The organism is Kribbella sp. NPDC000426, from assembly GCF_040300265.1.
GTDB lineage: Bacteria > Actinomycetota > Actinomycetes > Propionibacteriales > Kribbellaceae > Kribbella.
This window is the reverse complement of the sequence record NZ_JBEPDK010000005.1, coordinates 42952-68536: the sequence shown is the minus strand read 5'-3', so window position 1 is coordinate 68536 and position 25585 is coordinate 42952. Positions and strand designations below refer to the sequence as shown.

Below are 25585 nucleotides of genomic sequence, written 5' to 3'. Positions count from 1 at the left end.
CCGTCCGGTTCCGGTCCTACTGTGGTCTCCATGAGCGAGATCAGCGGTGACTGGCGGGTCCTCGGCGGAGTCCTGAGCGCCTGGTTCGACGCACCTTCCGCGAGCGCCGGCGCCGTCCTGGTCGAGCGCCTCGGTCCGCTACCGGACGTGGACCTCCGGCCGGACGGCGTACGCCTGCGGCTACGGTCCGGCCAGGCCGAGGTGGCCGCCGCGATCTCACGGACGGCTCGCGAGCTGGGCCTGACCGCCGATCCGACCGTCCTGCAGGAGGTCCACCTGGCCTTCGAGGCGACCGACCCGGCCGCGGTGACGACCTTCTGGCGTACGGCGTTCGGCTACGAGGAGACGCCGACGGGCCTGCAGGACCCGCTCGACCGTGACCCAGCCGTCGAGGTCCGCCCGCTGGCCGACCCCCGCCCGCTTCGCAACCGCATCCACGTCGACGTCGTACGGCCGTCCGACGCGGTGGACGCCGTCCGGACCGCCATCGGCCAGGAGCCGTACGGCGCGTGGGGCGTGGCGCTCGCGGATCCCGAAGGCAACGAGGTCGACCTGGTCCCAGGTGACCAGCTGTCGCCGGAGGCCGCCGACTGGTGGACCAACTTCGGCGCGATGGCGTTCTACCCGACGACGTCGCCCAAGCAGGCGACCAGCCTGGTCTCCGCCGTCGCGAAGCTGGCCGACGAGGCGAGCATCCCGCTGCAGGTCGACCTGCGCCCGGCCGGGGTGCTGATCGACGGCAGCAAGGACCAATGGGAGGACGACCTGCCGAACGGCGGCGCGGCCTTCGTCGAACTGGCCAAGCGCATCCAGGACGTCGCGCACGATCTCGGCCTCGCCGCCGACGCGCAGCCGCTGCGTTTCGTCCAGTTCGGCATCGATGCGGTCGACGCGGACGCGCTCAGCAGGTTCTGGCGGACAGTGCTCGGCTACCAGCCGGATCCGCGGGCGCAGGTGTCGGACACCTACGATCCGCGCCGGCTCAACCCGGTCCTGTTCTTCCAGCAGCTGGACGCGAACGACGAGCGGACGAAGCAGCGCAACCGCATCCACCTGCAGCTCGTCGTACCGGAAGACCAGGTGCAGGCGCGTGTCGAGGCCGCCCTGGCGGCTGGCGGGAGGGTGCTGGATCAGACCCCGCAACGTTGTCTGCTGAGCGACCCGGAGGGCAACGAGCTCGACATACGATGATGGTCATGCGATTCGCGATCAAGACCTCGCCCCAGAACACCGAATGGGCCGACATGCTCGCCGTCTGGCAGGCCGCGGACGACATCGAGCTGTTCGAGTCCGGCTGGACCTTCGATCACTTCTATCCCATCTACTCAGATTCGACCGGCCCGTGCCTGGAGGGCTGGGTGACGCTGACCGCGCTCGCGCAGGCGACCAAGCGGCTCCGGATCGGCACGCTCGTCAGCGGGATCCACTACCGGCACCCCGCGTTGCTCGCGAACATGGCCGCGACCCTCGACATCGTGTCCGGCGGTCGCCTGGAGATCGGTATCGGCGCCGGCTGGAACGAGGAGGAGTCGGGTGCGTACGGCATGCGGCTCGGCTCGCTGAAGGAGCGCAGCGACCGATTCGAGGAGGCCTGCGAGGTGCTCGTCGGTCTGCTGACGCAGGAGACCACGACGTTCCGGGGCGATCACTACGAGCTGACGGACGCCCGCTGCGAGCCGAAGGGCGTGCAGAAGCCGCATCCGCCGATCTGTATCGGCGGCAGCGGCGAGAAGCGGACGCTCCGGACGGCGGCGAAGTACGCCCAGCACTGGAACTTCGTCGGCGGGACGCCCGCGGAGTTCGCCCACAAGCGCGACGTGCTGTACGCCCACTGCGAGGACGTCGGCCGCGTTCCGACCGAGATCACCCTGTCGTCACACGTCCGGCTGGGGCCGGACGGCGACTACGCCAAGGTCGCCGAGCAGGCGGCCGCGCTCGGCGAGGAGGGGCTCGACCTCGCGATCGTGTACCTGCCGCCGCCGCACACCCCGGCCGTCCTCGAGCCGTTGGCGAAGGCCCTAGCACCGCTGCGCTGAGCCCCGGAACGTGAAAGACCTGCCCCTCCACCTGAAAGGGCAGGTCTTCTCGTTGTCTCCTTTGCGGTTCAGCCCATTCGCCGGTGCGCTTTGACCAGGTCGAACTCGTGAACGATGGCGGTCGCGTGCCCGTGCGCGAGTTCGTACTCGCTGGAGAGCCACCGCACTCTGTCGTCGAAGCGCAGGAACGACGGTCCGTCGTTCATCAGCTGGAACCACTCGGTCATCTGGCGTCCGGTGCACCTGGGCACGGCCTCCACCAAACGCTGGTGCGTCTCCTCGGAGTGGTTCAAGCCCATCTTCGCCTCCCGTCATCGGGGTACCGCGTAGTTATCGACTGTGCACCACTCGGACGCCCGGAGGCAAGACTCTCGACATGAAAGGTGTCGCTCAGCGGACGCACAACCCAACAACTATTGACCGACAGGCACTGTCTCGGCTTGTTCCTTCGCTTCCTCGTCCACTCGCTCGACGTCGGCCTTCGGGTGCCGGCGGCGATGCCGCAGCGCCGCCCAGCGTCCGCGCGGCCCGCGCTCCCGGCCGGCGACCTCGGTGGCAGCCACCTCGGTGCCTGCCTTCCGGACGGCCTGTACGGCGGCTTCCGCGATCGGCAGGATCGCCTCGCCGCGGAACGGCTCCGGGTGCACGAACGACTCGGGCCCGACCCCCATCGCAGCCGCCACCGACGGCAGCAACGCGGCCGACGCCGCGGCGTACCCGGTGGCGGAGGGGTGGAAGTTGTCGCGGCCCCACATCGACGGGTTGGTCCGGAACACCTCACCGAGCAGCGAGCCCAGTGAGACGGACCGGCCGCCTGCTTCGACCACTGCGATGGTCTGAGCGGCGGCCAGCCGATGGCTCCAGGACCGGGCGACCTGCCGCAGCGGCGGCATGATCGTCCGGACCACACCCAGGTCCGGGCAGGTGCCGACCACCACCTCACAGTTCGCGGCGCGCAGCCGGCGGACGGCGGTGGACAGCAACCGGACCGAGGTCGACGGCGGCATCTTGGCCTTCACGTCGTTGACGCCGATCAAGATGACCGCGATATGCGGCCCGGCCTGCAGTGCGGCGTCGACCTGGCCGGCCAGGTCGCTGGACTTCGCGCCGGTCTTCGACACGTCCACCAGCCGCACCGGGCGTTTGGCCAGCTCGGCCAGACCGGAGGCGAGCATCACCCCGGGAGTCTCGTCGGGCGACTCGGTGCCGTAACCGGCCGCGCTCGAGTCGCCGATCATCGCGAACGTGATCGGATGTCCTGGATACCGGCCGTACAGACCGTCGCCCGGAGTGGGGTAGTACCTCGTCGGTCCGATCACGCGCTTCGCGTACTCGGCCTCAGCGGTCAGTACGCCGTAGAACGTGGCACCGATGAGTCCGAGTCCCCCGCCCCCGAAGGCTGCGGCCTGGGCCAGCTTCTTGGCTGCCCGGGCTCTACTCATAAGTACAAGGATTACACGCAGTTACGTCGACGCAAGTGAAAATAGGGCAAAGGGCGCGATATCACTACAGTAAAGATCGTGCGCTACGCAGAATCACTCCTGGACCTGGTCGGCAACACCCCGCTGGTGCGGTTGTCGAAGACAACAGACGGCGCGAAGCCGCTCGTGCTCGCGAAGGTCGAGTACTTCAACCCCGGCGGCTCGGTGAAGGACCGGATCGCGGTCCGGATGATCGAGGCCGCGGAGGCCTCCGGCGAGCTGAAGCCCGGCGGCACGATCGTGGAGCCGACCTCCGGCAACACCGGCGTCGGCCTGGCGATGGTGGCCCAGCAGAAGGGCTACAAGTGCGTCTTCGTCTGCCCGGACAAGGTCAGCGAGGACAAGCGCAACGTGCTCAAGGCGTACGGAGCCGAGGTCGTGGTCTGCCCGACCGCGGTCGCCCCCGAGCACCCTGATTCGTACTACAACGTCTCCGACCGCCTGGTCCGCGAGATCGAGGGCGCCTGGAAGCCGAACCAGTACGCGAACCAGAACAACCCGCGCTCGCACTACGAGACCACCGGCCCGGAGCTCTGGGAGCAGACCGAGGGCAAGATCACCCACTTCGTCGCGGGTGTCGGCACCGGCGGCACGATCACCGGCACCGGCAAGTACCTCAAGGAGGTCTCCGGCGGCCGCGTCCAGATCATCGGCGCCGACCCCGAGGGTTCGGTGTACTCCGGCGGTACGGGCCGGCCGTATCTGGTCGAGGGCGTCGGGGAGGACTTCTGGCCGGAGACGTACGACCGCGACATCTGCGACCGCGTCATCGAGGTCTCCGACGCGGACTCGTTCGCGCTCACCCGGCGGCTGGCTCGCGAGGAGGCGATGCTGGTCGGCGGCTCCGCGGGGATGGCGGCAGCGGCCGCGATCCGGCTCGCGCACGAGCTCGACGACCCGGACGCCGTCATCGTCGTACTGCTGCCCGACGGCGGCCGCGGCTACCTGACCAAGGTGTTCAACGACGACTGGCTCGCGCAGTACGGCTTCCTCGCGCACGCCCAGCAGGGCAAGACGCTCGGCGACGTGCTGGCCGGCAAGGACGGCAGCCTGCCCGGGCTGGTGCACACCCACCCGCACGAGACGGTCGCCGAGGCGATCGCGATCCTGCGCGAGTACGGCGTCTCCCAGATGCCGGTCGTCCGGGCCGAGCCGCCGGTGATGGCCGCCGAGGTGGCCGGCGCGGTGTCGGAGCGCACTCTGATGGACGCGTTGTACTCCGGCAAGGCGCGGCTGAACGACATCGTCGAGCAGCACATGGACGCGGCACTGCCGTCCCTGGGCGCCGGTGAACCGGTGAGCAAGGCGGTCGAGCTGCTCGAGGGCCGCGACGCCCTTATGGTCCTGGACGACGGCAAGCCGGTCGGCGTGCTGACCCGGCAGGACCTCCTGGTCCACCTGTCCGCCGATTGAGCCGATCGGGTTGAGTTAGCGGTCGACGACTGACGGGATGATGGCGATCAGTGCCGTGATCACGATGCCGATCACGATCACCGCCGCTCCTGCGATCTGAAGGATTTCCATGTCTCAAGAGTCCTTCAACCGCGCCCCGCAGACATCGGCCTCCGGATCGGTCTTCCGCTCATCCCAAGGTCGTATGCCGCCACCCCCGGACTCCTACTAGAGGAGTCGGGGGCATCCCCTAATGGACGACGGCGAAGTCGCTCGGGTCGAGCCGTCGGGTGCGGCGCCAGTACGACATCGTCCACTCCGGCCAGATGGTCGAGTTCCGCCCGGACGCGTCCAGGTACCAGTTGGTGCAGCCGGAGTTCCAGACGGTGCCTTCGAGCTCGCCCTGGACCGAGTCGACGAACTGTTCCTGGGCCTCCTCGCGGACCTCGACGTACGTCGCGTTGCGGCGACGGAGGAGGTGCAGGGCCTGCATGACGTAGCGGACCTGGGCCTCGATCATGAAGACCATCGAGGAGTGGCCGAGGACCGTGTTCGGGCCGACCAGCAGGAAGAGGTTGGGGTAGCCGGCGACCGTGATGCCGAGGTGTGCGCCGATGCCGTTGCGCTTCCAGTGGTCCGCGAGGTCGACGCCGTCCTTGCCGAGGATCGGCATCCGGGTCAGGTTCGCCGAGACCGCGAACCCGGTGCCGTGCACGATCGTGTCGCAGGCTCGCTCGGTCCCGTCCGCGGTGACCACGCCGGTCGGGGTGATCCGCGCGATCGGGGTCGTGACGACGTCGACGTTCGGCCGGGTCAGCGCCGGGTAGTAGTCGTTCGAGATCAGCACGCGCTTGCAGCCGATCTGGTAGTCCGGGGTCAGCTTCGCGCGCAGCTCGGGATCGGTGACCTGCTTGTGCAGATGCCGTTTCGCCTGTAGTTCAAGGCCTTTCATCAACTTCGGGTTGCCCGCGAAGCCGGCACCGCGACCTTCGAGACCCCAGTAGATGACGTTGCGGATCGTCCGCTGCCCGGCCGGGAACCGCTCATGCAGCTTCCGCTCCCAACTGCCGATCGCGCGGTCCGGCTTACCGGTGACCCATGGCGCGGTGCGCTGGTAGACATCGAGTTGCGCGACCTGCGGAGCAATCTGCGGTACGAACTGGATCGCCGACGCGCCGGTCCCGATCACCGCGACGTTGCGCCCGCGGAGGTCCGCCGAGTGGTCCCAGACCGCCGAGTGGAACGTCGTACCCTCGAACGAATCCAGGCCGGGGATGTCCGGGAGCTTGGGCTCATGCAGGCTGCCGACGCCGGTCACGAGCGCCTGCGTCTCGATGGTTTCGTCGCCGTTCACCGTGACGGTCCAGTGGCCGGTTGCCTCGTCGAAGACCGCCTCGGTCACCTCGGCGCCGTACCGGATCTTGCCGGCGATGCCGTACTTGCCGGCGCAGTGCCGCAGGTAGGCGAGGATCTCGTCCCACGGCGCGAACATCCGCGTCCAGCGCGGATTCTGCTCGAACGAGAACGAGTACAGGTACGACGGGATGTCGCAGGCGCAGCCGGGATACGTGTTGTCCCGCCAGGTGCCGCCGAGGTCGTCCGCCTTCTCGAGGATGACGAAGTCCTCACACCCGGCCTGCTGCAGTTTGATTCCCATGCACAGCCCGGCGAACCCGGACCCGATGATGACGACCTCAGCCATACCGCCTGAGGTTACCGGCGGGTCACTGAAGCCGGTAGAGGGTCTCTCCGGCATTCGGTACGACGAAGGTGTCCGGATCGGCCTCGTACGCCGCCAGGTCGAAGGCCGCCGGGTCCAGATACCCGAGGTTGGCGCCGAGCACGACGTCTTCCGGGATGCCCGTCGCGAGCGTGACCTGGACGCGGTGGTGCTCGCCGCTGGCCGGGTCCCAGGTGCCTGAGCCGCGGAGGTGGGTGGAGTGCGCGAGGACGCCCCAGTGCAGGTCGCGGAAGTGGTCCCACTGGCCGAGGAAGTAGTCGCGGCAGTGGTACCCGATCTTCTCGATCTCCGGGTGCATCGCCGCCAGTTTGGTCACATGCGGCGCGTAGAGGATGACCTCGCCGCCGTCCGCGACGATCGGCTCGACCTTGTAGAAGCCCTTGGCCGCGGTCCAGATATCGGCGTACTTCGGCGGCATCACCGACACGACCCGCTGGACCGGGTGCTCGAGGTAGCGGACGTGGGTCTGCGCGGAGATCTCGGCGGCCGCCTGCCACGACGACTCGGTGTCGCCGAACGCGACCGCGTGCAGGGCGTCGGTCCCCGACTGGGCGACCACGGACAGCGCGAGCTTCTCGGCCGGGATCAGCGCCGCGGCCTCGTTGATCAGCGCGCGGACCGGGGTGATGCCCGGCGTACCGATGATGTTCGCGCTGGTGATCAGGGCGCCTAACCAGTGCGAGAAGTCGATCACCTCCTGGCCGGCGACGCCCGGGAAGAAGTACTTGTTGCCGCCGGAGAAGCCGACCACCTCGTGCGGGAACACCGGGCCGACGACCAGCGCGACGTCGTGCTCGACGACCGCGCGGTTCAGCCGGACCGGGACCTCGTCGCGGAGCATCTCGCCGGAGATCTCGCCGACCCGGTCGGAGCCGATCGAGCCGAGATCGGCGAACGTGTCCGGCTTCCACCACTCGTGGTTGAGCACATTCGGGTAGTCACCGCCGAGGTGCTTGCGCAGCTGCTCCGGCGTCATCTCCGCATGGGTGCCCAGGGCAACCAAGATTGTGACCTTGGCGGCGACGCCTTCGAGAGCGGTCGATACGGCACTCAGCAGTAACGGAAGCGGGCAGCTCCGGGTCGCATCGGGGACGATGACGCACACGCTGCGCCCTTCGAGCCCTGCCCCGGCGAGGGCTTCGCCGACGAACGCGGTCACCTCGTCCTCGGTCAGGACCTGGTCCGCGCCACCGATCACCGTTGCCGTAGTCACGCATCGAGCCTACCCAGTCACACCCGGGGTGTCTCGACCTGTCCACGGCTTCCTGCTGTGATCGCCCGAAAACCCCTGGTAGCAAGGAAAAACCGAGCGTTGACCCCGGGCGGAAGGTAACGCACCATCAGGGCAAGCAAGGGGGGAACTTGCCATGGTCGACAGATTCAGGCCGCCGGGGTTCGGGGGTGTGCTGATCCGCCGCGAGGACCGGGCATACGACGACGCGCGCCGGGTCGCGAACGCGATGATCGACCGGAAGCCGGAGGCGATCGCCCGGTGCGAGACGGCAGCCGACGTCCAGTCCGCGATCCAGTACGGCGTACAGCAGGGGCTCGAGATCTCGGTCCGGGGCGGTGGCCACGGGGTGACCGGGGCCGGGGTCGCCGACGACGGCCTGGTCGTCGACGTCCGGCGACTGAACGGCGTACAGATCGATCCGTTCGCACGGCTCGTCCGGGTCGGCGGGGGAGCGACCTGGGGCGAGCTGGACCGTGCGTGCCAGCGGTACTGCCTGGTGCTGACCGGCGACCGGACCTCCACGACCGGCGTCGCGGGCGTGGCGCTCGGCGGTGGGTCGGGGTGGTTGGAACGCAAGCTCGGGCTCACCTCGGACGCGCTCGTCTCGGTGGAGCTGGTCACCGCGGACGGCCGGCTGCTGATCGCGGACGAGACGAAGAACACCGAGCTGTTCTGGGCGCTGCACGGCGGGGGCGGGAACTTCGGAGTCGCGACCTCACTCACCTTCCGGCTCGAGCAGGTGGTGGCGACGACCCTTGCGGTGCTGGTGTGGCCGACGGAGGCCGGCCCCGCCGTGCTGCGCGCGTACCGGGACGTGTTCGAGGCTGGTGCGCCGGAGGAGCTCGGCGGCGCGGTGATGTTCCGCACTGGGCGGCGATTCGTGCCTGAGCGGCTGCGCGGCAGGCCGGCTGTGGTCGCGGTTGCCGTGTGTGCCGGTGAGGAGGAGGAGACGCGGGCGGCGCTCGCGCCGATGTTCGAGCTCGCGCCGGAGGGAGAGTTCGTCGGCCAGTTGCCGTACGTCGAGATCCAGTCGATGTTCGACGATCCGGCCGGGTTCCGCAGGTACTGCTCGTCGGAGCAGCTGTCAGAGTTCCCGGACCAGGCCGTCCAGGCGTTCTGCGACCGGGTCCTGGAGATGATCTGGCCGTCCCGCTCCCAGCAGGTCGTGCTCCCGTGGGGCGGCGCCGTACGGCGTGGCGCGGAGAGGTGGCCGCAGCCGTACCGGGAGGCGAGCTGGGTGGCGCACCCGTCCGGGGCCTGGTCGGACCCGTGCGACGACGCGCGGGCGATCCGGTGGGCCAGGAACGTGTGCGCGGACCTGGAGCCGTGGTCGACGGGAACGGCCTACCTGAACTTCACCGGTCAGGAAGGGCAGGACCGGGTGATCTCGGGATTCGGTGCGGAGAACTACGACCGGTTGGCTCGGGTGAAGTGTGAGTACGACCCCGAGAACGTGTTCCACCTCAACCAGAATATTGAACCTGGCTGGCGGTAGCGCGACGCCACTGGACGGCCACGATCACGGCGTAGGCGATCCCGCCGACCGGCACCGACCAGAGCCGGAGGAACGGCAGCCCGCCGGTGACCGCGGTGGCGGCGAAGACGACGGCGTACGTCGTGACGCCGGCGATCGTGCCGCGACGACGACTGTCGAGGGCGCTGCTCGGGAGCGGACCCAGGTGACGGTCGAGCGCGGTCCCGATCGCGCTGAGGGCGACGAGCGACGTCACGATGAACAGGATGCCGCCGGGGATGGCGCCGAACACGATCGCGACCGCGTTGAGGAAGGTCAGCGGCGCGAAGACGACGGCCATGTCCGCCGCCCCGAAGGTCAGGTGCTTGATCCACCGTTTCCGGAGGTCGAGGTCACCGGCCGGGCGGATCGGTCCCGGGTCGCCGCCGAGCCGCCGTACGGTCAGGATCAGGCCGGTCACGATGACGATCAGCAGCACCACCGCGAGGATCGAGAGCACGACGGTCCGGGACGTCGACATGTACTGGCGCGCGTCGGCGCCGTACAAACAGGTGGCCCTCGGCGGGAACCAACTGGTGCGCACCTCAGACGCATCCGGCCCGAACCTCCGCGAACAGTCCCTCGTCGGGTCGTACCACCCCGGCTGCGACAAGGTGACAACCGCCGTCCAAACCAGCCCACCAACCAGCCCCAACCCCAGCACCCATCCGGCACGCCGCCTCACCCACTCCACGGTCCCTACCCTCTCATCGGTCCCCTACCAACTTCCCGGTCGCTCCGGGAACACACTCCCTACCGCGCCCGCTGCCCGCAGGCCTTCACTCGATGTATGAGCGAGCGAACAGACTTCCTGAAATGGGTGGAGACCGAATTGCGGGACGCGGAGACCGCGATCCACAACGGCGACGCCGCCCCACGGCGCGCGATCTGGTCGAGGCAGGAGCCGGTGACGGTCTTCGGTGCCTGGCTGAGCGGTACGACGTCCGCCGAGGTGGACCACGTCTTCGAGCGGCTCGCGGACAGCTTCTCCGGCTGCACGTCGTACGCCTACGACCTCATCTCGGCCGACGCAGTCGGCGACCTCGGCTACACCGTCGGCCACGAACACACCTCAGCCAGCGTGAACGGCGAGCCCCGCACCTACACCCTCCGGGTGACGCAGCTCTACCGTCGCGAGAGCGGCAACTGGAAGGTCTTCCATCGCCATGCAGACACCCTGGAGCCCGGTAATTGAGTGCCGTCAGGCGGCGTGGCACGGTTATATTCCCGGCATGCCGGATGTCGTGACCAAGGCTGACCTCGTCGAGGGGCTGCAGCAGCTGGGGCTGGACCCGACGTCCGAGGTGATTGTGCACTCGTCGTTGAGTTCGTTCGGGTACGTCGACGGTGGGGCCGAGGCGGTTTGTGCTGCCTTGACCGAGGTTTGTGGGACGGTGTTGATGCCGGGTGGGACGTGGGATCTCACCGGGATTCCGGCACCTCCCGGGCTGGTGCGGCCCGACAACGCCTACTGGAATGCGGCCGACTGGTCCGAGTTCGACGAGAAGTTGTCGGAGGCAACCAGTTTCAGTGACGACCTGCCGGTGGATCGCTGGCTCGGGCGGGTGCCGGAGGTGTTCCGGCAGACCTGCTCACCGTTGCGTACCTCGCATCCGCTGTTCGCCTACCAGGCCGCCGGCCCCGCAGCCGAGCGTCTCCTGGAGGCTCAGCGACCCGACTGGCCGCTCGGGCCGATCGAGGCGCTCGAGGGCGACGTACTCCTGCTCGGCGTCACCCACACCTCCGACACCACGATCCACCTCGCCGAGCAGCACCTCGGCCGCTCGCGCTTCTACCGCTACGCGAAGAACGCGGACGGCCTGTGGATCGAGCTGCCGAACATCCCCGGCGAGAGCCACCGCTTCGACGACATCGAGCCGGTACTGCGTCCCGTGACGAAGGAGGTCCGCATCGGGCAGGCGCGCGTACGCCGGATCCCGAAGGACGCCGTACTCGCGGCAACCCGGCAAATGATCCAAGCCGACCCGACCGCACTGCTCTGCACCGACAACCCCGAGTGCCGCTGCGCCGCCGCCCTCCAGCAGCTGGTCAGCGTACGTCGATGAGGACCTTGCCGACGATGCTCCGCTCGACGGCGGCGTGTGCGTCGGCGGCCTGCTCCAGCGAGTAGTGATGCAGCGGGAGCCCAGCCTCCGGGCCCACCCGGACGGCGCCGGCGCGGACCGCGGCGTCGACATCGCCCAGCGCACGCGGGCGCCACGACTCCGGAGCGTTGTAGAGCAGCACGAACTGCCAGCGGGCGTTCGGCACCATCGACGGCCGCACCGGCAGCTCGAACGTGTTGCCGCCGTCGGTCGCGTAGATCGCGACCGACCCGTGCATCGCGATGATCGCGGCATCGATCGCCGCGTTCGCCGCGGGCGAGACCTCGACGATCGTGTTCACGCCGTGCGGCACGATCTCGCGGACCTCCTCGATCACGTCCTGCTGCTTGTAGTTGATCACGTGGTCCGCACCCGCGAGCGCCGCCAGATTGGCCTTCTCGGGGCTGCTCACGGTCGTGATCACGGTCGCGTCGGACCAGCGCGCCAGCTGGATCGCGGCGTTGCCGACCGCGCCGGCACCACCGGCCACCAGCACCGTACGACCTGCCAGCCTCCCCGGCCCGAGGTGATCGGGGCCGTCCTCTGTCACCGTCAGACAGCGGTGCGCGGTCATGAACGGCACGCCCAGAGACGCGCCGAGGTCGTACGACGCCTCGTCCGGCAGCTCCACCACGTGACGGACCGGCACCACGGCGTACTCCTGCGCGGTCCCTCCGGACGGCCGCTGGTACGCGGCCTCCCAGATCCAGACGCGGCGGCCCACCAGGCCCACGTCGACGCCCTGGCCGACGGCGTCGACCTCGCCCGAGCCGTCCTGGTTCGGCACCTGGGGCGGGTCGACCGGCGTACCGGCCTCGCTGCCGCGGCGCGACTTCCAGTCGGTCGGGTTGATGCCCGACCGGTGGATCCGCACCCGCACTTCTCCCGGCCCCGGATCGGTCATCGACCGGTCCACGAGGGTCAGGACGTCAGGTTCTCCGGTTCGCGAGTACTCGATCGCACGCACGGCACCGACGCTACCTCAGTTGTTTGGTGAACATCAGGCAGGCGCTGTCGTCGTTGCGGATCATCTCCATCGGAGCGACTTGCTGGTTGTCGTAGATCAGGCCGCGCCCGTCCGGCAGGTATCCGCGCCGTACGTACATCCGCTGCGCCTGCCCGTAGTCCGGGTACAGCCCGACGCCGATACCGACCACCGGGGACCGCTCGGCCGCCTTGGCCTCGGCGGCGTCCATCAGCGCCGACCCGATCCCGCGGCGCCGGAACGACGGCAGCACGTTGAAGTCGGAGATCTCCGGGACGGTCCCGAAGTACGGCGAGACCCAGCAGACGGTCACGTAGCCGACGTACGCGCCGTCGACGGTCGCGACCAGGACGTCCCGCGTGCCCGCTTCCTGCTCGGCCACATAGCGCTCGTACTGCGAGACCGGCTTGTCCCAGCCCAGCTCTGCCATCGCGGCCGCGATCACCGGCGGGTCGTCCGCCCGCAGCGGCCGGATCTCCAGTCCGTCACCCATGAGCGGGCAGCCTAGCCCCGCGGACCACCGCGGGTCGCCCCGATTACGGACGACCCGCGGCGGTTGGTCACCTGCTGGCGCGGGCTGCGGTCTCGATCACCTTGGTGATCGGGCCGGGGTCGGAGATGAGTCCGAGGTGACCGGTCGGGATCCGGGTGATGATCGAGTGTGCCCTGGTGGCCATGAAGTTCTGGGCGGTCGGCGTGATGATCAGGTCCTTGGTGCCGAGGACGTACCAGGACTTGATCGACGCCCATGCCGGCGGACCGGAGGTGCCGTTGCCGGCGCTGAGCGTGAGCGGTCGCTGCGACGGGTAGAGCTTCTCGGCCGCGCTGCGGGACAGCCCGGACGCGAACGACTTCACGAACGTGTCGTGCTTGAGGTAAAGATCCACGTCACCGGCCGGCGCGCCCGGGTACGGGACGAAGTCGAACACCGTCGACGGGTCGGGTACGGCGAGCGCCGAGTCCTGGCCGGCCAGCGGGAAGATCACTTCGCCGTCAGCCGGTGCGAACGCGTCGACGTACACGAGTGCCTTGACGTTCGCGTTGCCTGTCGCGGCGTTCGTGATCACGGCACCGCCGTACGAGTGACCGACGAGCACGATCGGGCCGGACAGCGTCGAGAGGAAGTCCCGGATCGTCTCGGCGTCGGTCTGGAGGTTGCGGAGCGGGTTGGGTGGGACGCGGACCGTGTAGCCGTCGTCGACGAGTTTGTTGGTGACCTTCTGCCAGCTGGATCCGTCGGCCCAGGCGCCGTGGACCAGGACGATGGTGGGTTTGGGGCCGCTCGGGTGTGATGCCGCCGCCGGCGTCACGGCGGCAACCACGAGGGCGAGTACTGCGACCAGGACGGCGAGTACCCGCGTGCGGTGCTGATGCATGGATGAGCCTTTCGTCAAGCGACTGTCGCCGGGAGGGCGCGCGGGAGCGTGACGAAGCCGGTGCTGCCCGGAACTGCGGGATTAGGACTGGAAGAACTCGAGCATGTCGGCGTTGACCACGTCCGCGTGGGTCGTGGGCAGGCCGTGCGGGAGGTCCTTGTACGTCTTGAGGACCCCGTTCTTGAGTAGCGCCGCCGACTTCGGACCGGCGTCGGCGTACGGGACGATCTGGTCGTCCTCGCTGTGGACCACGAGCACCGGGATGGTGATCTGCTGCAGGTCCTGGGTGAAGTCGGTCTGGGAGAACGCGACGATGCCGTCGTAGTGGGCCTTCGCGCCGCCCATCATTCCTTGCCGCCACCAGTTCGCGATGACCGCTTCGGACGGTTCCGCACCGGGCCGGTTGTAGCCGTAGAACGGACCCTCGGGGAGCGCGCGGTAGAACTGCGAACGGTTCGCGGCGAGCTGGTTCTGCAGGTCGTCGAAGACCTCCTTGGGCAGGCCCTCCGGGTTCGCGTCGGTCTTCACCATCAGCGGCGGGACGGCGCAGAGCAGCGCGGCCTTGGCGGCCCGGTCCTCGCCGTGCCGGGCCAGGTAGTGGGTGACCTCGCCGCCGCCGGTCGAGTGACCGACGTGGATGCAGTCGTGCAGGTCGAGGTGGTCGACGACCGCCTTCAGGTCGTCGGCGTAGTGGTCCATGTCGTGCCCGTCACCGGTCTGTGTCGACCGGCCGTGCCCGCGGCGGTCGTGTGCGACGACGCGGTACCCCTTGGAGAGGAAGAACAGCAACTGGTTGTCCCAGTCGTCGGCCGACAACGGCCAGCCGTGGCTGAAGACGATCGGTTGCCCCTCGCCCCAGTCCTTGAAGAAGATTTCGGTGCCGTCGCTGGTAGTGACCGTTCCCATCGTCCAGATCCCCTCAGCTCGAAAACCCCTTGTGTACAAAGGTTGTCCCCCAGCCAGCCTCGGGTCACGATACCCGTGACGACCCGCCCGTGCCACCGTCCCGAGTTACGCTGACCGGCATGCAGCTGAGGGTGCTCGGCGCGCTCGAGGTGCGGGTCGACGGCGAGCGGGTAGGTCTCGACGCGGCCCGCCAACGCGGCGTACTGGCACTGCTCGCCGTGCGTCCCGGCGCGCTGGCGCCGCGGGACTGGCTGGTCGACCAGCTCTGGAGCGGTACGCCGCCGCCGAGCGCGCGCACGACACTGCAGTCCTGCGTGTACCGGCTCCGCCGCCGGTTCGAGGGCTCGGCACTGCGGATCGAGAGCCGGCCGGACGGCTACGTGCTGGAGGTGCCGGCCGGGGAGTCCGACCTGTCCGAGTACGAACGGCAGGTCGCGGCCGGCCGGACCGCACTGGACAAGGAGCGGGTTCCGGACGCGGTCGCCTGCTTCCGGGAGGCGCTGGCGCTGTGGTCGGGGGACTTCCTCGCCGACGTCGATCTGCCGGCGGTCCGAGAGCGCGCCGTCGAGCTCGAGGAGGCTCGGCTCGAAGTACTCGAGACCTGTCTGCAGGCTGACCTCGAGCTAGGACGGCACACTGCCGTAGTACCAGAGTTGCAGGCGCTTGTCGTGCGGCATCCGTTGCGCGAGCTGCCGTGGCAGCTGCTGATGACGGCACAAGCTCGCGCCGGTCGCCGGGCGGAGGCGCTCGACACCTATCAGCGGCTGTGGCGTGTCCTGGACGAGCAGCTCGGTGTGCAGCCGTCGGCGGCCGCCCAGGAACTGCAGGCCCGGATCCTCAGCTCCGAGGCTCACCAGACCCCGCACCAGCTCCCGGCGGGCCTGGCGGGTTTCGTCGGTCGCGGCCGCTCGCTCAAACGGCTCGACGAGCACCTCGACCGGATCGCGAACCGACCGGCAGCCGGCCTGTGCGTGGTGACCGGACCGGCGGGAATCGGCAAGACGACCCTCGCCGTCCACTGGGCCCGGCAGATCGCCGAGCGGTTCCCCGACGGGCAGTTGTACGCCGACCTCCGGGGCTTCGACCTGTCCGGCCGGACGGCCGATCCGGGTACTGCGCTGTTCCTGTTCCTCACCGCTCTCGGGACACCGCCGGAGCGGGTGCCCGCGGACCTCGAGGCCCGTACGGCGGCACTCCGCAGCCTGCTGGAGGACCGCCGGGTGCTGCTGGTGCTGGACAACGCCAGGTCAGCCGAGCAGGTCCGGCCGTTGCTGGCCGGCGGACCTGGCTGTCTGACCCTGATCACGAGCCGCGACCGGCTGGCCGGCTTGGTGGTGGTCGAGCAGGCAGCCGCCGTGACGCTCGGGCCGTTCGGCCCGAACGCGGTCCGACTGTTGCTTGAGGCAAGGATTGGTCCGGAGCGGTCGGCGCGGGAGCGGGCGGCGTTCGACGAGTTGGTGGCCGGCTGCGCGGGGCTGCCGCTTGCGCTCACTGTGCTCGGCGCGCTCGCCGGCCTGCACCCGGACTGGCCATTGGCCGGTCTGGCCTCCGAACTCCGCCGCAATGTCCTGGACGCGTTGTCGGCCGGCGATCCGGAGACCGACGCCAGAGCCGTGTTCTCGTGGTCGTACCGGTCGTTGAGTGCACCGGCCGCCCGGCTGTTCCGACTGCTCGGTGTGCATCCCGGCCCGGACCTGGACGCCGCAGAAGCAGCTGCGTTGGCCGGCGTGCGCGTTGCGGAAGTGCGGCCGCTGCTGACAGAGCTGTGCGGCTTGCACCAACTCACTGAGGCCGCTCCGGGACGGTACGTGATGCACGACCTGCTGCGCAGCTATGCGTTCGAACTCGCCGAGCAGGCTGAGGCCCAGGCCGCGCTCGGCCGGTTACTCGACTTCCTGGTACGCACCGGGCACGCCGCCGCGCTACAGCTGAGCCCCACGCGCGATCCGGTGAAGCTGCAGCCGGGCGATCCTGCCGTTGTCGTCGACCCTCCGGCAACGCGTGCTGCGGCGATGGACTGGATGGTCGCACGACACCGCACGCTGATCGGTCTGACCGACCTCGACGGGTTCGACGAACAGGTCTGGCGGCTGGCGTGGGTGCTGGCCGACTTCCAGGACCAGCAGGGCGACTGGGACGAGTGCATCGCAGTACAGAGACCTGGTCTGGCCGCGGCGACCAGGCTCGGTCTGGTGGCAGAGCAGGCTCGGGCACATCGCAGCCTGGCGCGCATCCATCTTCGGCTGCGTCAGCTGGACGTGGCGCTGGACGAGGAGCGGCAGGCGCTGGAGCTGTCGCGGTCGCTCGGCGACGTGACCGGTGAGGCGCATGCGTACATCGGCCTCGGGCGGATCCAGTCGGCGCAGGGTCGCCGTACCGACTCGATCGTCTCGGCGACGGAGGCACAGACGCGGTACGCCGAAGTCGGGCACGGCTCCGGGCATGCGAACGCGTTGAACAACGCCGGCTGGACCCACGCCCTGCTGGGGAACTACGAGGAGGCAGTCCGCTGCTGCGAGCAGGCGCTGGCGGAGCTGCGCGAGATCGGCGAAATGCACGGCGAGGCGGACACGCTGGACAGTCTCGGGTTCGCCTACGGGCGGCTGCGCAGGTACGACGACGCGCTCCGCTGCTACCGCCGCGCGATCGAGTTGCAGGAGTTGCTCGGCCGCCGCCTCGAGCTCGCCGAGGCCATCGAGTCGATCGGTGACCTGCACGCCGAGATCAGCCGGTCCGAGGCCGCGCGGGACGAATGGAGCCGGGCGGCTCGGATGCTGGAGGACCTCGATCATCCGAAGGCCGCGGCGGTCCGGGCCAAGCTCGCCTGAGCCGCGCCATCGTCGCGCCATCGCACCGCCAGCGCCCGTTGCGAGGGTGGATCCCGAAATCGACAACGAACTCGGGAGGAAGAATGAACAGCCTTCGTGGCGCACTGCTCGGCCTTGCCGTCGGCGCTGCTCTGATCGGGACGTCGGCCGGCCCGGCCGCCGCCAAGCCCGTCGACCGCGAGCTGAGCAGCGGCAACCAGATGGTCGCTGCGGCCGACCCGGTCCAGTCCCTGAAGAACAAGGCGACGAACCGCTGCCTGGACGACAGCGGCAAGGGGTTGCGGACGCTCGGGTGCAACGGCTTGTCCACCCAGAAGTGGCGGATTCATCTCTGGGGAGACTCGACGCGTCAGCTCCGGAGCGTCGGCACCGGCGAGTGCCTCGACGACAGTCACCTGGGGCTGCGGACCATCTCGTGCTGGGCCGGGTCGAACCCGAACTCGAAGTTCCAGAGCTGGTACAAGCTGACGTACTCCGACGGCACGATCCGGCTGCAGAACCAGGCCACCAAACGGTGCCTGGACGACAGCGGCAAGGGCCTGCGCACGCTCGCGTGCTACCCGAACTCCAGCCCGAACCGGAAGTTCCAGAGCTGGTCCTGAGCTTCTTCGGGGTGCTGGCCCCTTCTGTCGAGAAGAGGCCAGAACCTGTCCGCTACTGCTTCTAGAGTCGGAGTATGACGACAAGCGAGCGGGACGACATCCTCGAATTCCTGGGCAAGCACCGGTACTTCCTGCGGCACACCGCGCAGGGGCTGACCGACGAGCAGGCGAACACCCGCAGTACGGTCAGCGCACTGACGATCGGTGGGCTGATCAAACACGTCGCCTCGGTCGAGCAGCACTGGGCCGACTTCGCTCAGGGCAAGGGCGAGGCGACGCCGGCGGAGTACACGCCCGAGGTGGTGGCGGCGTGGGAGAACCAGTTCCGGCTCGTCGAGGGGGAGACGCTGGCCGACGTACTCGCGGAGTACGAGAAGGTCGCCGCCGGCACGGACGATCTCGTCCGCACGCTCGACCTCGACACGTCGTACGAACTCCCCGCTGCGCCGTGGCAGCCGCCGGGCGTCTTCTGGTCCGTCCGCCGCGTCTTCCTGCACATCACCGCCGAAACCGCCCAGCACGCCGGCCACGCCGACATCATCCGGGAATCAATCGACGGCCAGAAAACCATGGGCTGACCGAAGCTCGTCGAAGGCTGTCGGGGGGCCTTGGCGCAGGCGGTCGCCGATGAGGGCGGCGCACTCGGCGGGGCTGTTGTGCTCCGAGTCGACTTCTACGTCGTAGGTGCCGTGCTGATGGACGAGCGGGAACTGGACTGCGGCGCGGCCGATGGTCCGGTTCCCGCGGCCGCGTTCGCGGCGTTCGAGCTCGGGCAGCGAGCAGCGGACGCCGACGAAGAGAACGGGCAGGCCGTTGAAGACCGTCAGGCAGTCCTCGAGTCGCCAGCGTTCGCCGAGGATGTGATCGACGACCACGTCGTTGCCCGCCGCAGCCATCCCGGCGACGGCGCGGTGGAATCCCAGAACCGTCCGCTGGAAGACGGGCAGGAACGTCTCCTCGGTCCAGTCACGCCGGTTCCGCAGACTGTGGAACCGGTCGATCGGTAGGTGGAACCACGCGCCGTCCAGTGTCGCCATCAGTTGCTCGGCGATGCTCGACTTCCCGGAGCTCGACGTCCCGTTCAGGAGGATCACGCGTCCTGGGCGGCTGGTGGTGGTCTGCGGAGTCAACTCGTGGGTTGCGGTGATCGACACCGCCCCATCATCCCTGTCGCAACCTTCTGTGGTTCGGGTGCATCGAGGTTTGTAGGGAGAAACGAACCTCGGAGAGCAGTCCGCCCCCGCTGTTTCTGCGTGCCGACCGATGGTGCGAGCAGTGGGGGGCAACATCATGCGATTCAGGGGAGCGGCCGGATTGGCCGCAGGAATCGTCGTTCTCGTGGTGGGAGCGGGAACGGCGACAGGGGAAACACGGACGCCGCAGGCTGCGCCGGGGATTCAGATCGTCCCGGGGCCGGAGGATCCGCTCGAGGCGCAATTCGTGCCGGGGGCAACTAACGTCGTACCGCCGACTGCCCCGCCGGCCACGGACATCGGCCAGAACAACAACAAGGTCCAGTCGCTCGCCGCGCCGTTCTACGCGTGCCCGGGGTTCAGCGGGATCGAGAAGACGAACCCGGTGGCGAACCTGTACGCCGACAAGTTCCAGTGGGGACCGTACGCGGCGTACAAGGTCGGCAACGGCGGCGGCAACATCAACTGGGCGTCGAACCCGTACAAGAATGCGAGCTGGTACATGTGGTTCCACTCGCTGCGCTGGCTCGGGCAAGGCATCATCGCGGCCGGCCAGGGCGACCTGACCGCGCTGACGCGGGTCAACACGATCGCCTACGACTGGTACCGCGACAACCCGTACTCGTGGAAGGCGAACGTCGGCGCGTGGGAGTCCACGATGCACCGGACGAACGTGCTGATCTGCCTGCGCCAGGCGATCCTCTCCGGGCTGAAGGTGACGACACTGCCGACCCGCTACGCCTGGCTGGACACGGCTTTGCTGAGCCATGCGAGGTTCCTGACGAACTACTGGAGCGGAGCCTGGAACCACGGCACGGATGAGAGCATCGCGCTGTTCGGCGTCGGCTGCACGCTCAACCGCACCGACTACAAGAACCTTGCACAGCAACGGTTCGCGGCCGGTATCACGACCTCGATCGATTCCCAGGGTGCGACCAACGAACAGTCGACCGGGTACGCGTCGTTCAACTATTCGCTCTGGGGTCGCGCGATCGCGGTGATGCAGAACTGCGGCGTCAACCCCGGTACGACGATCTCGACGCGACGCGCGTTGCTCGCGAAGTTCTTGGCCTTGGCAACGAATTCGCTCGGCAAGCTCCACCAGCTCGGCGACACCGAGGTGCAATCGACGTACCCGTGGGTGGGTACGCCGTTGGAGTACGCCGGCTCGCTCGGCGCGCAGGGCTCGGCGCCGCCCTGGCGAGTGGGGATCTACTCGGCCGGGTACGTGTTCGGGCGCACCGGTTGGGGCACCGACGCGACGCGCGGGTTCACGGGTGAGTCGTCGTACAGCATCAGGTTCGGTCCGCCGCGGGCGTTCCACGGGCACTTTGACCACACGAGCATCACGTACACGGCACGCGGGCGAGACATCATCGTCGACGGCGGGTACGCGGCGTACAACGCCGGCGCTTACCGGACCTGGGTCGTGAGTCCCAGCGCACACAGTGACCTGACGACGCCGATGTCGACGTACCTGAACCCGACGACGCGGCTGACCGCGTCCTCGGTGAAGGCGAACGCCGAGGCGTATGTGCTCAGCGATGCACCGGGGAGCGGGATCAGCCGCGTCCGCTCGGTCCTGGTGCTGAAGGACCCGGATCTGCTGGTGACGTGGGACCGCGCATCGGCTCGTAGTGCGCAAGCTTTCCAGACGTTGTGGCATCTCCCGTCGGACCAGCGGGCGAGCGTGTACTCGCGGACCACCGCGGTCGCGGCCGCACCCGGCGACACCACGAAGACAATCCTGTTCCAGGTCCCGTTCAAGCAGGCACTGCCGCCCGGCGCGATCCTGGTGAAGCAGGCGCAGACCAGTCCGATCCAGGGCTGGGTCTATCCGAGCAGCTACGTCCGCAAGTCCGCTCCGACGCTCATGCTGGCTCGCTCCGGTACGACGGCTTCGATCCTGTCGTTCGTCGTACCAGTCCGCTCCACCGGCTCGGTGACGTACTCCGTCCGCCAGTCCGGTACGACGTTCATCGTGAACCTCAACGTCGGCGGCAAGGCCGCCAGCATCGCCATCTCCGGTGGAGGCTCTCTGTACCGAGCCGGCTGACGCGTGAGGGGCGCCTCGCAGGAGGCGCCCCTCTGGTCAGCCCTGGAGCAGCGTGCTCACGAGCCGGTCGGGCATCGAGGCGAACGAGGAGTGGCTGGAGTGCAGGGTGTGGACGACGAACTTGTTGTGCGGAGTCGCCGCGTCAGCCTCCAGGATCATCCGGTCCTGCAACGCCGGCGGGACGGTGTGGTCCTCGGTCGTCCGGATGTAGACGCGGGGAACCGTGCCCCACCGATCGACGGTGCCGCGGGCGTCCTCGACCCCGACGCGGACCGGGAGATCCGGGTCGAACGAGACGGCGTACTTCAGGTACTCCTCGGTGGTCACGTCGTTGTACAACGCCAGCCGGCCGTGTTCGACGTACTCCGGATCGCCGTTGCGCGGATTGATCCGTACGGCGCCGGTGGCGACCGGATCGGCGACGACGAGCGCGCCCGAGATCCCCGGGGGGAACGGCTTCGGCGACGCGGGTGATGGTGAGGCCGCCCATGCTGTGACCGACCAGCGTCACCTTGCCGTGCACGGCCATCTTCTTCACCTGGGCGACGACGGCGTCGGTGTAGTCCGCGAGGCCGATGCTCGCGATCGGCGACGGCTCGGTCGCGAACGCAGCGAAGTCGTTGCGGAGGTAGGACTGCGGGTATGCGGCGTTGAGTCCGCTGCCCGGCAGGTCGATGGCGAACGCACGGTGTCCCGCTGCGACCAGCCGTCCGACGAGTCCGTACGCCCAGAAGGCCATGCCGACCAGCTGGAACGTGTACGTGACGTTGGGTACCTGCGACCGGAACTGCTCCGGGATCTCGACCGAGTTCCGCTCGGCCCAGATGCGCTGGCCGGGTTGGCGTGCCGCATCCAGCTGTCGCCTTCGAGGCCGAACAGCTGTGCGAGCTTGGTCTCGCGCGTTGTTGTGGTGCTCATTTGTATATCTCCAGGGTTTGAGCGATTCCGATCGCAGAGTGCGCCGGGGCGCTGCCGTCGTACTCGCGTCCTGGAGGTCTGCGCTGCCACCTCGCTGCCATGCCACTGCCATTGACGGGACCCGCGGTCCGTAGCAGCGTGAAATGTCGTGAGGGTGAAGCTGCTCGGCCCGATCGAGGTCGAGGACGCCGACGGGAACGCCGTTGCGGTCGCCGGGGCCGAGCAGCGTGCGGTGCTGGTCATGCTGGCGCTGAACGCGGCCCGCCCGGTGCCGGTCGAGACGCTGGTTGAGGCGGTCTGGGGATCCGGCGCGACCGCGAACACTCTCCAGCACCAGGTGTCCCGCCTGCGCAAGACGCTCGGTCGTACGGCGATCAGCAGCCAGGGACCGACGTACCTGCTGGAGATCGGGTGACTTCCACGCCGCTGTCGCAGTGCTTCGCCAGGCCGAGCAGCTGTGGCGTGGTCCGGCGCTGGAGGAGTTCGACGCGGACTGGGCGCGGGCCGACGCGGTCCGGCTCGACCAGTTGCGACTGGGGGTGCTGGAGGACCGGATCGACGCCGATCTGCGGCTGGGACATCACCGTGAGGTCGTCGGCGAGCTGGAGCCCGTCGTACGGGAGCATCCGTACCGGGAGACGTTGTGGGTGCACCTGGTGCTGGCGCTCTACCGGTGTGGTCGGCAGGCGGATGCGCTAGCGGCGTACCAGCAGGCCAGATCGCTGCTGGCGGCAGAGCTGGGGATCGAGCCGGGGCCCGAGCTGCGCGACCTGGAGGCAGCGGTACTGCGGCACGACCCGGCGCTGACCTGGTCGCCGTTTGGTGGCACGTCGGCCCCGGCTGACAACACTGGTCTTCCGACTCCGCTGACGAGCTTCGTGGGACGTGAGACCGAGCTGGCGGCTGTACTGCGGGCTGTGGGCGAGCACCGCCTCGTCACGCTGACCGGTGCCGCGGGTGCCGGGAAGACGCGGCTCGCGATCGAGGCTGCGTCTGCGCTCCGCGTTGAGTTTGCGGACGGGGTGTGGATGGTCGAGCTGGAGCCACTGGCCGAGGCAAGCGCCGTACCGCAGGCTGTTGCATCCGCGTTGGCGGGTGGTGCTGCCGGGCGGCTGTCGGCCAGTGCGGACGACGGACCGGCTTCGGCCGGCGCCGGTCTGCTCGAGTACCTGCGCCCTCGCCAGCTGTTGCTGGTCCTCGACAACTGCGAGCACCTGCTGCCGGGCATCACCGAGTGGGCTCAACTGGTGCTGTCGGTGTGCCCGCGGCTTCAGGTGCTGGCGACCAGCCGCGAACCGCTCGGCATCGTGGGGGAGAGCCACTCGCTCGTCCCGCCGCTGGCCGGGACGGAGTCCGTCCGGTTGTTCGAGGAGCGGGCGCAGCGGGTTGGTCCGTTCGAGCTGACCGCCGACAACGCAACCACTGTGGCTGACCTGTGCCGTCGTCTCGACGGGCTCCCACTCGCCATAGAACTCGCGGCCGCCAGGACCAAGGCGCTGCCGGTGGAGTACATCGCTAGCCAGCTCAGCGACCGCTTCGCCCTGCTGGTGACACCCGGCCGCGCATCGTCGGGGCGGCATCAGTCGCTGTGCGCAACGATCGACTGGAGCTACGACCTGTTGGACGAGCAGGAGCAGACACTGTTCGACCTGCTGTCGGTCTTCGAGGGCGGCTGCTCGATCGAGGCCGCGATGGCACTGGCCCGCGTCGGCGGCATCGATCCGGGGCACGCTCTGGACCTGCTCAGCCTGCTCGTCGACAAGTCACTGGTGACTCCGGTGTCGGCCGGGCGTTATGACCTGCTCGAAACGCTGCGCGAGTACGGGCGTGAGCGGCTGAAGGCGACTGGTCTGCTGGCGGAGGCCGAACGAGCGCATCGCCAGTACTTCGTCGCGCTGGCCGAGGACGCCGAGTCCGGACTGATGTCGAAGGACTACCTTCAGTGGCAGCTGCGGGTGGAGTCGGACTACGGCAACCTGCGCGCCGCGCGGCGCAGTGCTGCCTCGAGTGACGAGGTCCTGCGGATCGCGTGTGCCCTGTGGTGGTTCTGGTCGAGCAGTGATCGCCATGCTGTTGGCCGCTCCTGGGTCGATGCTGCACTTGCGTCGGATGGCCAGGTGCGGCCCGCGCTGCGTGCCCGCGGGCTGACGGTCATCTGCTACCTGGCAGGTCAGCAGCTCGATCTGGATACGGCGGTCGCCGCGGGTGAGGCAGCCGTCGTACTGCGACCGGATGACGCGTGGACGACGGCTTGGTCGAAGCAAGCGCTCGGTCTGGTGCTGGAAGTCGCGGGAGATCATCAGCGCGCCGCACTGCTTCTCTCCGAGGCCAGAGTCGTGATGGATGCGGCCGGTGACGACTGGTACGTCGCTGCGAACGACCTGATCACCTGTCTCCGAGCACTCCGCTCTGACGACGTGGAGGAGCTCGACAGGGCGAGCCACGAGGTACTCAGACGGTCTACTGCGATCGGCTATGAGCCGTTCCGTTGCTGGGCGTATCTCTTGTGCAGCAGGGTCGCAGAGCTCCGGGGCGACCTGTCGACGGCGCGTGCGGTGGCTGAGCATGCAGTCGTGGCAGCCCGACGTACGCAACTCAAGCACTACGTGTCGTTCGCTCTGGTCCAGCTGGGCCGCACCGCCGACCAGTCCACCGCCGAGGGCGCGTTCCGCGAGGCCATAGTCACCGCCGACTCAGCCGGCGCCGGCTGGTTCGCCAGCCACGCCCGCACCAACCTGGCCAAGCTCCTAACCACAAAGGGCGACCCCCAACAAGCCGCCACCCTCCTAAACGAGACAGCCACCCCCAAAACCACCAACCGCCACTACTTCTACCTGGCCCTAGCCGCAGAACCGGCACTATTAGCCCGGTCGAAGGAGGAGTAGATGGACGGCAAGTTGGTGCGGGATCGGATTCCGGAGATTATTCGGGCGGGTGGGGCTGAGCCGATCAGTTATCGGGCTGACGAGGCGGAGTACCGGCGGCGGTTGCGGGAGAAGCTGCTGGAGGAGGTGGACGAGTTCTTGGCGGCCGACGAGGCGACTGCTGTTGAGGAGCTCGCGGACATACTCGAGGTCGTCTACGCGTTGGCAACCGACCTGGGGACGAGCCGGGAAGCTCTCGAGACGGTCCGGGCTGTCAAGGCTGCCGAGCGCGGGGGCTTTACGGATCGGGTGGTCTGGACCGGCGTTCGCTGACATGTGATGGACACGACGCTGC

23 protein-coding genes and 1 pseudogene are annotated in these 25585 nt (G+C 68.7%); 13 read left to right on the top strand and 11 right to left on the bottom strand.

Annotation, left to right across the window (positions count from 1 at the left end; genetic code table 11):
• Positions 1-30 precede the first annotated feature (30 nt).
• Together ABT313_RS24330 and ABT313_RS24325 are read left to right on the top strand one after the other, a co-directional pair.
• Positions 31-1191: a VOC family protein gene (locus ABT313_RS24330; protein ID WP_350858064.1), complete on the top strand. Its 1161-nt coding sequence runs from the start codon at positions 31-33 to the stop codon at positions 1189-1191.
• A gap of 5 nt (positions 1192-1196) precedes the next feature.
• Positions 1197-2036, top strand: coding sequence for an LLM class F420-dependent oxidoreductase (locus tag ABT313_RS24325; RefSeq protein ID WP_350858061.1), 840 nt, complete (start codon positions 1197-1199; stop codon positions 2034-2036).
• Between the two features lie 68 nt (positions 2037-2104).
• On the opposite strand, the gene ABT313_RS24320 is transcribed toward ABT313_RS24325, so the two are convergent.
• Entirely contained in the window at positions 2105-2335 is a 231-nt protein-coding gene (locus tag ABT313_RS24320) for a DUF4287 domain-containing protein (protein ID WP_134108161.1), read from the bottom strand.
• A gap of 114 nt (positions 2336-2449) precedes the next feature.
• Positions 2450-3478 (bottom strand): SGNH/GDSL hydrolase family protein, encoded by a 1029-nt coding sequence (locus tag ABT313_RS24315; protein WP_350858057.1) that lies wholly within the window; start codon positions 3476-3478, stop codon positions 2450-2452.
• A 78-nt stretch (positions 3479-3556) separates the two neighbouring features.
• Between ABT313_RS24315 and ABT313_RS24310 the strand changes: the two genes are divergently transcribed.
• Positions 3557-4930, top strand: coding sequence for a cystathionine beta-synthase (locus tag ABT313_RS24310; protein WP_350858054.1), 1374 nt, complete (start codon positions 3557-3559; stop codon positions 4928-4930).
• Between the two features lie 229 nt (positions 4931-5159).
• Here the strand turns inward: ABT313_RS24310 and ABT313_RS24305 are convergent, their stop codons facing one another.
• Positions 5160-6611 (bottom strand): flavin-containing monooxygenase, encoded by a 1452-nt coding sequence (locus ABT313_RS24305; protein WP_350858052.1) that lies wholly within the window; start codon positions 6609-6611, stop codon positions 5160-5162.
• A 22-nt stretch (positions 6612-6633) separates the two neighbouring features.
• The gene (locus ABT313_RS24300; protein WP_350858049.1) at positions 6634-7863 is read right to left on the bottom strand and encodes a lactate racemase domain-containing protein; all 1230 of its coding nucleotides are present in this window, start codon (positions 7861-7863) and stop codon (positions 6634-6636) included.
• A 154-nt stretch (positions 7864-8017) separates the two neighbouring features.
• Here ABT313_RS24300 and ABT313_RS24295 point away from each other — a divergent pair, with 154 nt between their 5' ends.
• The gene (locus ABT313_RS24295; RefSeq protein ID WP_350858046.1) at positions 8018-9379 is read left to right on the top strand and encodes an FAD-binding oxidoreductase; all 1362 of its coding nucleotides are present in this window, start codon (positions 8018-8020) and stop codon (positions 9377-9379) included.
• Here ABT313_RS24295 and ABT313_RS24290 read toward each other — a convergent pair.
• The gene (locus ABT313_RS24290; RefSeq protein ID WP_350858043.1) at positions 9348-9941 is read right to left on the bottom strand and encodes a hypothetical protein; all 594 of its coding nucleotides are present in this window, start codon (positions 9939-9941) and stop codon (positions 9348-9350) included. The genes ABT313_RS24295 and ABT313_RS24290 overlap by 32 nt on opposite strands.
• A 246-nt stretch (positions 9942-10187) precedes the next feature.
• Between ABT313_RS24290 and ABT313_RS24285 the strand changes: the two genes are divergently transcribed.
• On the top strand, positions 10188-10592 hold the full coding sequence (locus ABT313_RS24285) for a nuclear transport factor 2 family protein (protein WP_350858040.1): 405 nt from the start codon (positions 10188-10190) through the stop codon (positions 10590-10592).
• Between the two features lie 37 nt (positions 10593-10629).
• Positions 10630-11463 carry an AAC(3) family N-acetyltransferase gene (locus ABT313_RS24280; protein WP_350858037.1) on the top strand — a complete coding sequence of 278 codons (834 nt, stop codon included), beginning with the start codon at positions 10630-10632 and terminating at the stop codon, positions 11461-11463.
• Here ABT313_RS24280 and ABT313_RS24275 read toward each other — a convergent pair.
• The 4 genes from ABT313_RS24275 to ABT313_RS24260 all read right to left on the bottom strand — a co-directional run bounded on the left by ABT313_RS24275 (position 11447) and on the right by ABT313_RS24260 (position 14769).
• A complete protein-coding gene (locus ABT313_RS24275; protein ID WP_350858035.1) occupies positions 11447-12469 on the bottom strand; it encodes an NADPH:quinone reductase in 1023 nt (340 codons plus the stop codon). The two genes, ABT313_RS24280 and ABT313_RS24275, sit on opposite strands and share 17 nt — an antisense overlap.
• 10 nt (positions 12470-12479) lie before the next feature.
• Positions 12480-12980, bottom strand: coding sequence for a GNAT family N-acetyltransferase (locus ABT313_RS24270; RefSeq protein ID WP_350858032.1), 501 nt, complete (start codon positions 12978-12980; stop codon positions 12480-12482).
• Positions 12981-13047: 67 nt separating this feature from the next.
• Positions 13048-13863 (bottom strand): alpha/beta fold hydrolase, encoded by an 816-nt coding sequence (locus ABT313_RS24265; protein WP_350858029.1) that lies wholly within the window; start codon positions 13861-13863, stop codon positions 13048-13050.
• A gap of 81 nt (positions 13864-13944) precedes the next feature.
• The gene (locus ABT313_RS24260; RefSeq protein WP_350858026.1) at positions 13945-14769 is read right to left on the bottom strand and encodes an alpha/beta fold hydrolase; all 825 of its coding nucleotides are present in this window, start codon (positions 14767-14769) and stop codon (positions 13945-13947) included.
• Between the two features lie 119 nt (positions 14770-14888).
• Between ABT313_RS24260 and ABT313_RS24255 the strand changes: the two genes are divergently transcribed.
• The 3 genes from ABT313_RS24255 to ABT313_RS24245 all read left to right on the top strand — a co-directional run bounded on the left by ABT313_RS24255 (position 14889) and on the right by ABT313_RS24245 (position 18777).
• Positions 14889-17597, top strand: a complete 2709-nt coding sequence (locus ABT313_RS24255; protein WP_350858023.1) for an AfsR/SARP family transcriptional regulator — start codon at positions 14889-14891, stop codon at positions 17595-17597.
• Positions 17598-17680: 83 nt separating this feature from the next.
• Positions 17681-18199: an RICIN domain-containing protein gene (locus ABT313_RS24250; protein ID WP_350858021.1), complete on the top strand. Its 519-nt coding sequence runs from the start codon at positions 17681-17683 to the stop codon at positions 18197-18199.
• Between the two features lie 74 nt (positions 18200-18273).
• Positions 18274-18777, top strand: coding sequence for a DinB family protein (locus tag ABT313_RS24245; RefSeq protein ID WP_350858018.1), 504 nt, complete (start codon positions 18274-18276; stop codon positions 18775-18777).
• Here ABT313_RS24245 and ABT313_RS24240 read toward each other — a convergent pair.
• The gene (locus ABT313_RS24240; protein ID WP_350858015.1) at positions 18748-19353 is read right to left on the bottom strand and encodes a chloramphenicol phosphotransferase CPT family protein; all 606 of its coding nucleotides are present in this window, start codon (positions 19351-19353) and stop codon (positions 18748-18750) included. The genes ABT313_RS24245 and ABT313_RS24240 overlap by 30 nt on opposite strands.
• A gap of 286 nt (positions 19354-19639) precedes the next feature.
• Between ABT313_RS24240 and ABT313_RS24235 the strand changes: the two genes are divergently transcribed.
• Positions 19640-21448, top strand: coding sequence for a heparinase II/III domain-containing protein (locus ABT313_RS24235; protein ID WP_350858012.1), 1809 nt, complete (start codon positions 19640-19642; stop codon positions 21446-21448).
• A 36-nt stretch (positions 21449-21484) separates the two neighbouring features.
• On the opposite strand, the pseudogene ABT313_RS44755 reads toward ABT313_RS24235, so the two are convergent.
• Positions 21485-22187, bottom strand: a pseudogene (locus ABT313_RS44755) (alpha/beta fold hydrolase).
• Between the two features lie 327 nt (positions 22188-22514).
• Here ABT313_RS44755 and ABT313_RS24220 point away from each other — a divergent pair.
• Genes ABT313_RS24220 through ABT313_RS24210 form a run of 3 tightly spaced genes read left to right on the top strand, consistent with a single transcriptional unit; the run spans position 22515 to position 25563 of the window.
• A complete protein-coding gene (locus ABT313_RS24220; protein WP_350858010.1) occupies positions 22515-22781 on the top strand; it encodes an AfsR/SARP family transcriptional regulator in 267 nt (88 codons plus the stop codon).
• Positions 22782-22800: 19 nt separating this feature from the next.
• Positions 22801-25251: an ATP-binding protein gene (locus tag ABT313_RS24215; protein WP_350858007.1), complete on the top strand. Its 2451-nt coding sequence runs from the start codon at positions 22801-22803 to the stop codon at positions 25249-25251.
• Positions 25252-25563, top strand: coding sequence for a nucleoside triphosphate pyrophosphohydrolase (locus ABT313_RS24210; RefSeq protein WP_350858004.1), 312 nt, complete (start codon positions 25252-25254; stop codon positions 25561-25563).
• Positions 25564-25585 lie beyond the last annotated feature (22 nt).

What these genes read in the sequence shown, in the direction of transcription:
- ABT313_RS24255 (WP_350858023.1), top strand. Translation starts at nt 14,889, where the DNA reads ATGCAGCTGAGGGTGCTCGGCGCGCTCGAGGTGCGGGTCGACGGCGAG.
- ABT313_RS24245 (WP_350858018.1), top strand. Translation starts at nt 18,274, where the DNA reads ATGACGACAAGCGAGCGGGACGACATCCTCGAATTCCTGGGCAAGCAC.
- ABT313_RS24270 (WP_350858032.1), bottom strand. Translation starts at nt 12,980, where the DNA reads ATGGGTGACGGACTGGAGATCCGGCCGCTGCGGGCGGACGACCCGCCG.
- ABT313_RS24280 (WP_350858037.1), top strand. Translation starts at nt 10,630, where the DNA reads ATGCCGGATGTCGTGACCAAGGCTGACCTCGTCGAGGGGCTGCAGCAG.
- ABT313_RS24285 (WP_350858040.1), top strand. Translation starts at nt 10,188, where the DNA reads ATGAGCGAGCGAACAGACTTCCTGAAATGGGTGGAGACCGAATTGCGG.
- ABT313_RS24315 (WP_350858057.1), bottom strand. Translation starts at nt 3,478, where the DNA reads ATGAGTAGAGCCCGGGCAGCCAAGAAGCTGGCCCAGGCCGCAGCCTTC.
- ABT313_RS24305 (WP_350858052.1), bottom strand. Translation starts at nt 6,611, where the DNA reads ATGGCTGAGGTCGTCATCATCGGGTCCGGGTTCGCCGGGCTGTGCATG.
- ABT313_RS24295 (WP_350858046.1), top strand. Translation starts at nt 8,018, where the DNA reads ATGGTCGACAGATTCAGGCCGCCGGGGTTCGGGGGTGTGCTGATCCGC.
- ABT313_RS24260 (WP_350858026.1), bottom strand. Translation starts at nt 14,769, where the DNA reads ATGGGAACGGTCACTACCAGCGACGGCACCGAAATCTTCTTCAAGGAC.
- ABT313_RS24265 (WP_350858029.1), bottom strand. Translation starts at nt 13,863, where the DNA reads ATGCATCAGCACCGCACGCGGGTACTCGCCGTCCTGGTCGCAGTACTC.
- ABT313_RS24320 (WP_134108161.1), bottom strand. Translation starts at nt 2,335, where the DNA reads ATGGGCTTGAACCACTCCGAGGAGACGCACCAGCGTTTGGTGGAGGCC.
- ABT313_RS24250 (WP_350858021.1), top strand. Translation starts at nt 17,681, where the DNA reads ATGAACAGCCTTCGTGGCGCACTGCTCGGCCTTGCCGTCGGCGCTGCT.
- ABT313_RS24330 (WP_350858064.1), top strand. Translation starts at nt 31, where the DNA reads ATGAGCGAGATCAGCGGTGACTGGCGGGTCCTCGGCGGAGTCCTGAGC.
- ABT313_RS24210 (WP_350858004.1), top strand. Translation starts at nt 25,252, where the DNA reads ATGGACGGCAAGTTGGTGCGGGATCGGATTCCGGAGATTATTCGGGCG.
- ABT313_RS24325 (WP_350858061.1), top strand. Translation starts at nt 1,197, where the DNA reads ATGCGATTCGCGATCAAGACCTCGCCCCAGAACACCGAATGGGCCGAC.